Consider the following 8,615-nt stretch of genomic DNA (forward strand, 5'->3'; position numbering starts at 1 on the left):
AAATGGATGGAAATAATGAAAGAAGAATCAGATGATATCGTAACAGAAGTGGTATCGGATCAAGTCTTCGTTAAAACCAGCCATGAATTCGTTGACCTGCTTGTATCAAACCTGGAAGACTCCAAAGAGTATTCTGCCAGGCTGGATGATTTTGCGGAAAAAGTCGTCCGTTTAGGCTGGCCGCTTACCTTTGTAACATCTGGACTTCGAATGTTCGGTCGTATTGTCTATGACCATTTGACTGAAACGGGAGAGATCAATAAGGAAAATCACATGGAAGCCGTAGAGGAATTCGATCAATGGATTTCTCCCATGTATAACGAAATCGTACAAGCTTATGCGAAAACATGGGAAAAAACGGTTTCGTTGCAAAAGATAGCTCTACAGGAACTTTCCGCACCATTGATCCCTGTGTTTGAGAAGATTTCTGTTATGCCGCTTGTCGGGACGATAGATACTGAACGCGCAAGACTGATCATGGAAAACCTGCTGACGGGTGTTGTGAAACATCGCGCTGAAGTCGTATTGATCGATATCACGGGTGTTCCGGTAGTAGACACGATGGTGGCACATCATATTATACAAGCCTCTGAGGCTGTAAGACTGGTTGGTGCGCAATGCATGCTTGTGGGAATCAGACCGGAAATCGCCCAAACGATTGTTAATCTGGGAATAGATTTAAACCAGTTCAGTACAAACAGCACATTAAGAAAAGGGATAGAAAAAGCCTTGGAAATGACGAATAGAAAAATTGTCTCAACGGAGGGAACAGTGTGAGAATACCTATACTAAAGCTGCATGATTGTCTGTTAATATCCATTCAATGGGAACTCGATGACCAAACTGCACTGCAATTTCAAGAAGACCTGCTTCATAAGATACATGAAACGAGTGCTCGGGGTGTGGTGATCGATATCACTTCCATCGACTTTATCGACTCATTCATCGCGAAAGTGCTGGGAGATGTAATCAATATGTCCAGACTGATGGGGGCAAAAGTTGTTATCACGGGAATTCAACCTGCTGTCGCAATTACCCTTATTGAGCTTGGCATTCATCTGGATGATGTTCTGACGGCATTGGATCTAGAAAAAGGTTTGGAGAAATTACAACAGGAATTGGGGGACTAGTGTATGGAAATCCAATCCTGCGTTAAAATCACAAACGAGTGGGATATCGTTGCAGCCCGCCAGCTTGGCAGGAATGTAGCGAAGGATTTGGGTTTTGGCACTGTCGACCAAGCCCGAATAACCACGGCCATCTCTGAACTGGCAAGGAATATATATCTATATGCCGGGCAGGGACAAATTTGTATAGAAAAATTAAGCGAGAACGGTAGGAACGGTGTTCGGATAATCGCTTTGGACGAAGGGCCGGGAATAAAGGATATCAGAAAAGTAATGGAAGACGGCTTTTCAACTTCAGGGGGCCTGGGTGCCGGACTTCCGGGTGTAAAGCGATTGATGGATGAATTCAATGTCGAATCTACCCCGGGAGAAGGAACCGATATAAGAGCTACAAAGTGGCTCCGCTAGGGGGAGTGACATGGACTTTAGAGAATTAATGGATGTTAAATATAAAGAAATCATCGAAAACTATCTAAAAGAGCAGGATGAACAGGCCTTATATCTGGGTCAGAAGTTCAGCCGGAAATCGATAGAACATAACATTTCCCCGGAAGAAATCATCAGTCTCCATAAGAGTATCATGCTTGAAATGGAGCCGGGATTGTCCCCGAAGGTGCTTGACTCTTTTGATATTTTACTAGAAGTCATGATTGGCTATGGATTTGCTTATCGTGAACATCAGAGTCTGCGTTCCAAGCAGCAGGAGCTCAATAATGAAATAGAAATCGCATCGAACATGCAGCAGACTCTGCTCGGTACAACGGTCCCTGACATCGAGGCACTGGATGTGGGAGCGCTGAGTGTGCCTGCTAAAAGGATGAATGGCGATTACTATCACTTTGTACAGGATGACAATGATTATATAAGTGTGGCCATTGCCGATGTAATCGGTAAAGGGATACCTGCCGCGCTTTGCATGTCCATGATTAAATATGCGATGGACAGTCTTCCTGAACACAGGCATTATCCAAGTGCAGTGTTGGAAAGTCTTAATAGAGTTGTAGAAATGAATGTGGATCCAAGCATGTTCATTACGATGTTTTATGGAATGTATGATCCGTATAACCATATCTTCAACTACTCTTCAGCTGGACATGAGCCTGGCTTCTTTTATAATTCTGAAACCAGTGAGTTCGAAGACCTTGAAGCAAAGGGGCTCCTGCTTGGGGTGGATAAGAGAGCCAAGTACAGACAGTATGAGAGGCAAGTCAATGTGGGCGATTTGATTATCCTTCTTTCTGACGGTGTGACAGAATGCCGTACGGAAGAAGGGTTCATCGAAAGGGAGGACCTGGTTGGTTATATTGAAAAATATATTCACCTGCCGGCCCAGGATATTGTGAACAATGTATATAAAGAGCTGGAAAGGCTGCAGCATTTTCAGCTGCGGGATGACTTCACCCTCATTATTTTAAAAAGAATTTGTTGATTGATGTTTATTATCCATATGATAGGGTAAACGAATATAGCAATGGATTTGTAGAAGAGGTGAAATTGATGAATTTAACGATAGATTTGAACGAAAATGATAAAGTGATCGACGTAAAAGTGAACGGGGAAATCGATGCCTATACGGCTCCGAAGTTGAAAGATGCTCTTGCTTCTACAGCTGAAGAGCAGAATGTTGTCATGAACGTTGATTTATCCGAGGTTTCCTATATGGACAGTACAGGCTTAGGGGTTTTTGTGGGCTTATTCAAAACCATTAAAGCAAACGGTGGCCAGCTTTACTTAAACGGTTTATCAGAACGCTTAAAACGCCTGTTTGATATTACAGGACTTGGAGATATTATGAATATTAATTCCGAGGTAAAAGGTGGCGTAGAATAATGCAAGATTTTGACTACATCGAGATGAAAATTCCTGCCAAACCAGAATATGTAGGTGTCATCCGGCTGACTCTGTCCGGGATTGCCAGCAGAATGGGTTTCACTTATGATGCGATTGAAGATTTGAAGATTGCGACAAGTGAAGCCATTACAAATGCGGTCCAGCATGCCTATAAGGATGAAACAGGAGAAATCATTGTCGGGTTTGCTTTGTATGAAGAACGTTTGGAAGTTATGGTAGCGGATAATGGTGAAAGCTTTGATTTCAAAAAGACTCGTGAAGAAGTGGGGCCGTATGACGCTGAAAACTCAGTGGAGTTCCTTAGAGAAGGCGGACTAGGGCTTTACCTGATTGAAAGTCTGATGGATGAGGTGAAAGTCCACCATCAAGAAGGTGTAACGGTGTTCATGACTAAGTTCCTAGAAGGAGAGCAGGTGGAGAAGGATGCCGAAACTATCTCAACCTAACCAGCAAACTAAAGAGCAAGTAAAAAAGTGGATAAAAGCATATCAAGAAGATAATGATGACGAAGCACAGAGTAATCTGGTGCTCCACTATGAAAATCTTGTTATATCCATAGCGCGTAAATATTCGAAGGGGAAATCCTTTCATGAGGACATTGTCCAGGTAGGCATGATCGGTTTGTTAGGTGCCATCCGCCGCTATGATGATTCCTTCGGTAAGACATTTGAGGCATTTGCCATCCCTACAATCGTAGGTGAAATTAAACGATTCCTCCGTGATAAGACATGGAGTGTGCATGTCCCAAGAAGAATTAAAGAATTAGGTCCTAAGATTAAATCGACAGTCGAAGAGCTTACCAATACACTGGAACGATCACCGAAAGTCGAAGAAATCGCGGACTACATTGGAGTGACTGAAGAGGAAGTCCTTGAAGCGATGGAGATGGGGAAAAGCTATCAGGCGTTATCTGTCGACCATTCCATCGAGGCGGATTCTGAAGGTAGTACGGTCACGCTGCTGGACATTGTCGGAAATGTGGACGAGGGTTATGAAAGAATCAACCAGAAACTCGTTCTTGAGAAAGTATTGCATGTTTTATCAGAGAGAGAAAGACTCATCATTCAATATACTTATTTGGATAACCTCAGTCAAAAGGACGCTGGAGAAAAATTGGGGATCTCACAAATGCATGTATCGAGACTCCAAAGGCGTGCAATCAAGAAGCTGAAGGAAGCTATAGATGCAGAGATGCGAAATTCGGAGAGTCATTCTGGATGACTCACTTAGTCCAAGATCAAATTGAGGTTTATGCCAAGCAAGTTTCAAAAGGGAAAAATCCTTATTGTGGTGACAGCTTCTACTTTACTTCCACAGATGATTACTTTATCTGCATTCTGGCAGATGGCTTGGGAAGCGGGAAGTTTGCCTATGAATCCTCCAATGCAGTAGTGGAATTGGTGGAGAAATATCATCATGAAGATGTTTCTACCCTGATGGACTACTGCAATCAGGAATTGATGCACAAAAGAGGCGCGGCTGTAGCAATCATGAAAGTCTACTATGCGAGTAATGAATTTGAATACAGTTGTGTAGGTAATATTCGTTTCTATCTTTATTCTTCGGTGGGGAAAATGACATATCCCCTGCCGGTAACAGGCTATCTTTCAGGCAGACCCCAAAAGTATCGAACACAAAGATTTTCTTATGAACCCCAATCAAAATTCTTATTGCATTCAGACGGATTGAATATCACGAATATTAAATCCCTGCTTCAAAATAGTAATTCCTTAAGGAAAATTAATGATGAAATCAGCTTGCGTCTGGCAGAGCCGATTGATGATACAACTTTTATAGTTGGAAGCTTACTCTGATGAGTAGGCTTTTTCTTTTATTCTGGGAAGACGTTTGGTTTTTTGTCTAGTGACGGGGAGTCCCGGAAGCGTTGCTGGCCGCCGTTTCTCTTCACCTATAGATTGGGTCGAAGCCATCGCTTTGGGCGGCTGTGTTTTCTTCTTTTTCCGGTTCAGACGTCACATGTGCTTCAACTCTTGGCCCGGTTTACGCGGGGGTAAGCTGGAATGACAAGCAGGAATGTCCCGGTTTCAAACAGTATATATACTAGAGGCTATGGTAAACTTGATAAGTAGAGAACTTAACTGGAGGTAATGCAGCGGTGACGTTATTAATGGAAAAAACCAATATGATAGAAAAAATCTCTAAAGATTTTTCAATCAATATAAAGCAGATAAAAAGTGTGATCTCCCTGTTGGAAGAAGGAAATACCGTACCATTTATTGCCCGATATCGAAAAGAGCAGACAGGCGCACTTGATGAGGTACAGATCAGGGCAGTGATGGATTCGTGGAACTACGTCCAAAATCTTCAAACACGCAAAGAAGAAGTTCTTCGGTTGATTGAGGAGCAAGGAAAGCTGACAGAAGAATTACAGAAGGACATAGAAAAAGCAGAAAAACTCCAAACTGTTGAAGACTTGTATCGTCCCTATAAACAAAAGCGGAGAACCAAAGCCACTGTGGCAAAGGAAAAGGGACTGGAACCACTGGCAGAGTGGATGTTATCTTTCCCGGCAGCAGGAAGTATGCAGGAAGAAGCGGAAAAATACATTTCCGTAGAAAATGAAGTGAATTCGGCAGAAGAGGCCATAGAAGGTGCAAAAGACATTATTGCTGAAATCGTATCGGATGATGCCAAGTATCGAGAGTGGATTCGTAACGATACATTTAAAAATGGGACCCTTACTACTTCAATAAAGAAAGATGCTGAAGATGAGAAGGATGTTTTCGAAATGTATTACGATTACAGTGAGCCTGTAAGTAAAATCGTGCCGCACAGAGTGCTCGCGGTCAACAGGGGTGAAAAAGAAGGGATCTTGAAAGCGTCCATTGAACCTAATGTTGAAAGAATTCATAACTTCCTTGTGAAAAATGTCATAAAGAAGGAATCTGTTGCTTCCCGAGCAATTAAAGAGGCAATTGAGGACAGTTATAAGCGGTTAATCCAGCCATCCATCGAAAGAGAAATACGAAATGCGCTGACAGAAACAGCAGAGGACCGTGCCATACATATCTTCACAGAGAACTTGAGGAAGCTTCTTTTGCAGCCCCCTCTAAAAGGAAAAATGGTGCTGGGAGTCGATCCTGCCTACAGGACCGGCTGTAAATTGGCGGTAGTGGACCAGACGGGAAAAATGATGGAAATCAACGTCATCTACCCACATCCCCCAAAGGCAAAGAAAGAAGCGGCTGTAGAAACCTTTAAAAAGACACTCCAGCAATATGAAATAGAGATTGTAGCCATCGGGAATGGAACGGCTTCAAGGGAAACTGAACAGTTTGTGGCAGATATCCTTAAGGAAGTGAATAAGGACATCTCCTACATAATCGTTAATGAAGCGGGAGCAAGTGTTTACTCTGCTTCTGACATAGCCCGGGAAGAGTTTCCTGATCTCCAGGTAGAAGAGAGAAGCGCTGTCTCCATAGCGAGAAGGCTTCAGGACCCATTAGCTGAACTGGTTAAAATCGATCCCAAATCGGTGGGGGTCGGGCAGTATCAGCATGATGTATCGCAGAAAAAACTTAATGATTCCCTAACCTTTGTAGTGGAAACCGTCGTAAATCAGGTAGGCGTTAACGTCAATACAGCATCGTCCTCACTTTTACAATATGTAGCCGGTTTGTCTAAGACCGTTGCCAATAATATTGTAAAGAAAAGGGAAGAGGAAGGTCGGATCACATCAAGAAAACAATTAAAGAAAATACCGCGCCTGGGAGCAAAAACGTATGAGCAATGCATCGGATTCCTGAGAATCATTGATGGCGAAGAAGTCTTGGACAGAACGCCGATACATCCGGAAAACTATAATGAAGTACGCAAACTATTGAAGAAACTCCAATTGGACGAAAGTTCCCTGGGAACAGAAGAGCTTAAGGCAAAAGTTGAAGAGATTCAACTTGATGAGCTGTCGAAAGAGCTCGGCATTGGGAAGCTGACACTGAAAGATATCATCGATGCTCTTGTCCGCCCGGGACGTGACCTGCGAGATGAATTGTCTGCTCCGCTGCTTAAGAAAGATGTCCTGAAGCTGGAAGATCTCCAGCCGGGTATGGAGCTGCAAGGAACGGTAAGAAACGTAGTCGACTTTGGTGCGTTTGTAGATATTGGAGTGAAACAAGATGGGCTTGTCCATATTTCAAAACTTCGCAAAGGGTTTGTGAAGCACCCTCTGGATGTCGTCTCAGTTGGAGATGTGGTAACAGTATGGGTAGAGAGTGCTGATGTGAAAAAAGGAAGAGTCGCCTTGTCGATGGTGAAGGAGTAGTTAAAGATAAATGAAACACTGCTTGTCATGAGCAGTGTTTTTTCCTATAGAAATACCAGCATTGATTGAGAAGTTTGATCTGGTACCGGTCTTTTTCAAAGTAAGCTTTACGCATTTGGCTGACGAGCCAGTTAGGCATAACCAAACCTCCTTATTAAGAAAATTGAATAGTTCTCTTTAGTCAAGGTGGTTGAAAAACTTGTCAGTTTTGGCTCATTCGATTGAAACCTCTGGTTTCAATCGCCTTTCAGCTATGCTGAAAGGTCCCCCGATGAAAACAGACCGATGGAGCAAATGCGCGTTTGCTCTCTCGGTTTGTTTTCATCAGGGAAATGAGCCTGAACAAATGGGGCCCATTTTTGGTTTAGCTATAAGTTCCTATCTTATGTGTATGCTATAATAGTTTGTCAGGTTCAGCAAAAGGAGTTGGCGGCAGTGGAAAACGTTGAGTTGCAGAAGTTGGTTGAAGATATTTCATCCGAAAATTTCGGCAAACCTTTCAGGCACAGTGCTTTTTTCAACAAAAGGCTGCGTACGACCGGCGGACGCTACATGCTTAGGTCACATAATATTGAAATTAACATTAAGTATTTAGAAGAGCATGGGATGGAAGAGCTTATCGGCATCATTAAACATGAGCTATGTCATTACCATTTGCATATAGAAGGAAAAGGATACAAACACAGGGATAAGGACTTCAGGGAGTTAATGACACAGGTTGGTGCCCCAAGACACTGCAATCCAATTCAGTCTTCAATGAAAAAGAAACATAAAACGCTTTTGTATAGATGTACTGGTTGCAGCCTCATATATAGAAGAAGACGGAGAATAAATACAGACCGTTATGTCTGCGGTAAGTGTCGAGGGAAGTTGAAACTAGAAAAAACAAGTTCTGAATAACTTACAAAAATCCCGTTGACAACCAAGATATATGTAGTTATAATAATAAAAGTCGAAACAACGACATTATATTATTTGTTCCGCAGTAGCTCAGTGGTAGAGCTATCGGCTGTTAACCGATCGGTCGCAGGTTCGAGTCCTGCCTGCGGAGCCATTTTTATGAAGTAGTGGAGAAGTACTCAAGTGGCTGAAGAGGCGCCCCTGCTAAGGGTGTAGGTCGTGTAAGCGGCGCGAGGGTTCAAATCCCTCCTTCTCCGCCATTGCGAAATGGCCCGTTGGTCAAGCGGTTAAGACACCGCCCTTTCACGGCGGTAACACGGGTTCGAATCCCGTACGGGTCACTTAGTTCTTACGAAGCGAAGCGTAGTAAATAAACTTCCTTAAAGTCGTGCAGCAAAGCGAAGCAATGAACTTCCTTTGCAACGCAAGATAGTTCTTATAAAGAACATAACTTT

Annotated in this window: 11 protein-coding genes and 3 tRNA genes; 13 read left to right on the top strand and 1 reads right to left on the bottom strand. The window is 43.0% G+C overall.

All coding sequences use genetic code 11. From position 1 onward, the window contains the following. From BSG1_RS17930 to BSG1_RS17970, 9 genes are all read left to right on the top strand, one after another. The coding region (locus tag BSG1_RS17930; RefSeq protein WP_006838631.1) for an RsbT co-antagonist protein RsbRA at nucleotides 1-777 on the top strand (777 nt) is incomplete at its 5' end. After that, nucleotides 774-1,130 (top strand): STAS domain-containing protein, encoded by a 357-nt coding sequence (locus tag BSG1_RS17935; RefSeq protein ID WP_006838632.1) that lies wholly within the window; start codon nucleotides 774-776, stop codon nucleotides 1,128-1,130. The genes BSG1_RS17930 and BSG1_RS17935, both read left to right, overlap by 4 nt. Before the next feature lie 3 nt (nucleotides 1,131-1,133). Continuing rightward, complete coding sequence (locus BSG1_RS17940; RefSeq protein WP_006838633.1) at nucleotides 1,134-1,535, top strand: anti-sigma regulatory factor; 402 nt, start codon at nucleotides 1,134-1,136, stop codon at nucleotides 1,533-1,535. A gap of 10 nt (nucleotides 1,536-1,545) precedes the next feature. Further along, nucleotides 1,546-2,556, top strand: coding sequence for a PP2C family protein-serine/threonine phosphatase (locus BSG1_RS17945; protein ID WP_044023134.1), 1,011 nt, complete (start codon nucleotides 1,546-1,548; stop codon nucleotides 2,554-2,556). Nucleotides 2,557-2,624: 68 nt separating this feature from the next. Further along, nucleotides 2,625-2,957: an anti-sigma factor antagonist gene (locus BSG1_RS17950; protein WP_044023135.1), complete on the top strand. Its 333-nt coding sequence runs from the start codon at nucleotides 2,625-2,627 to the stop codon at nucleotides 2,955-2,957. Further along, nucleotides 2,957-3,424: an anti-sigma B factor RsbW gene (rsbW, locus tag BSG1_RS17955; RefSeq protein ID WP_006838636.1), complete on the top strand. Its 468-nt coding sequence runs from the start codon at nucleotides 2,957-2,959 to the stop codon at nucleotides 3,422-3,424. Before BSG1_RS17950 ends, rsbW begins: the two co-directional genes overlap by 1 nt. Beyond that, nucleotides 3,402-4,199, top strand: coding sequence for an RNA polymerase sigma factor SigB (gene sigB / locus BSG1_RS17960; protein ID WP_006838637.1), 798 nt, complete (start codon nucleotides 3,402-3,404; stop codon nucleotides 4,197-4,199). Before rsbW ends, sigB begins: the two co-directional genes overlap by 23 nt. Further along, a complete protein-coding gene (locus BSG1_RS17965) occupies nucleotides 4,196-4,792 on the top strand; it encodes a PP2C family serine/threonine-protein phosphatase (protein WP_006838638.1) in 597 nt (198 codons plus the stop codon). The genes sigB and BSG1_RS17965 overlap by 4 nt, the downstream gene beginning before the upstream one ends. A 314-nt stretch (nucleotides 4,793-5,106) precedes the next feature. Next, entirely contained in the window at nucleotides 5,107-7,260 is a 2,154-nt protein-coding gene (locus BSG1_RS17970) for a Tex family protein (RefSeq protein WP_006838639.1), read from the top strand. Nucleotides 7,261-7,285: 25 nt separating this feature from the next. On the opposite strand, the gene cmpA is transcribed toward BSG1_RS17970, so the two are convergent. Beyond that, nucleotides 7,286-7,399: a cortex morphogenetic protein CmpA gene (gene cmpA / locus BSG1_RS20615; RefSeq protein ID WP_006838640.1), complete on the bottom strand. Its 114-nt coding sequence runs from the start codon at nucleotides 7,397-7,399 to the stop codon at nucleotides 7,286-7,288. 296 nt (nucleotides 7,400-7,695) lie between these two features. On the opposite strand from cmpA, the gene BSG1_RS17980 reads away from it, so the two are divergent. The 4 genes from BSG1_RS17980 to BSG1_RS17995 all read left to right on the top strand — a co-directional run bounded on the left by BSG1_RS17980 (nucleotide 7,696) and on the right by BSG1_RS17995 (nucleotide 8,501). Then, complete coding sequence (locus tag BSG1_RS17980) at nucleotides 7,696-8,160, top strand: SprT family protein (RefSeq protein WP_044023137.1); 465 nt, start codon at nucleotides 7,696-7,698, stop codon at nucleotides 8,158-8,160. Nucleotides 8,161-8,239: 79 nt separating this feature from the next. After that, nucleotides 8,240-8,314 (top strand) — tRNA-Asn (locus BSG1_RS17985). 15 nt (nucleotides 8,315-8,329) lie between these two features. Then, a tRNA-Ser gene (locus BSG1_RS17990) sits at nucleotides 8,330-8,420 on the top strand. Between the two features lie 9 nt (nucleotides 8,421-8,429). Continuing rightward, nucleotides 8,430-8,501: transfer RNA gene (locus tag BSG1_RS17995), tRNA-Glu, on the top strand. Nucleotides 8,502-8,615: the final 114 nt, after the last annotated feature.

The sequence above is a fragment of the Bacillus sp. SG-1 genome (assembly GCF_000181495.1).
In the GTDB taxonomy this organism is placed as follows: domain Bacteria; phylum Bacillota; class Bacilli; order Bacillales; family Bacillaceae_B; genus Rossellomorea.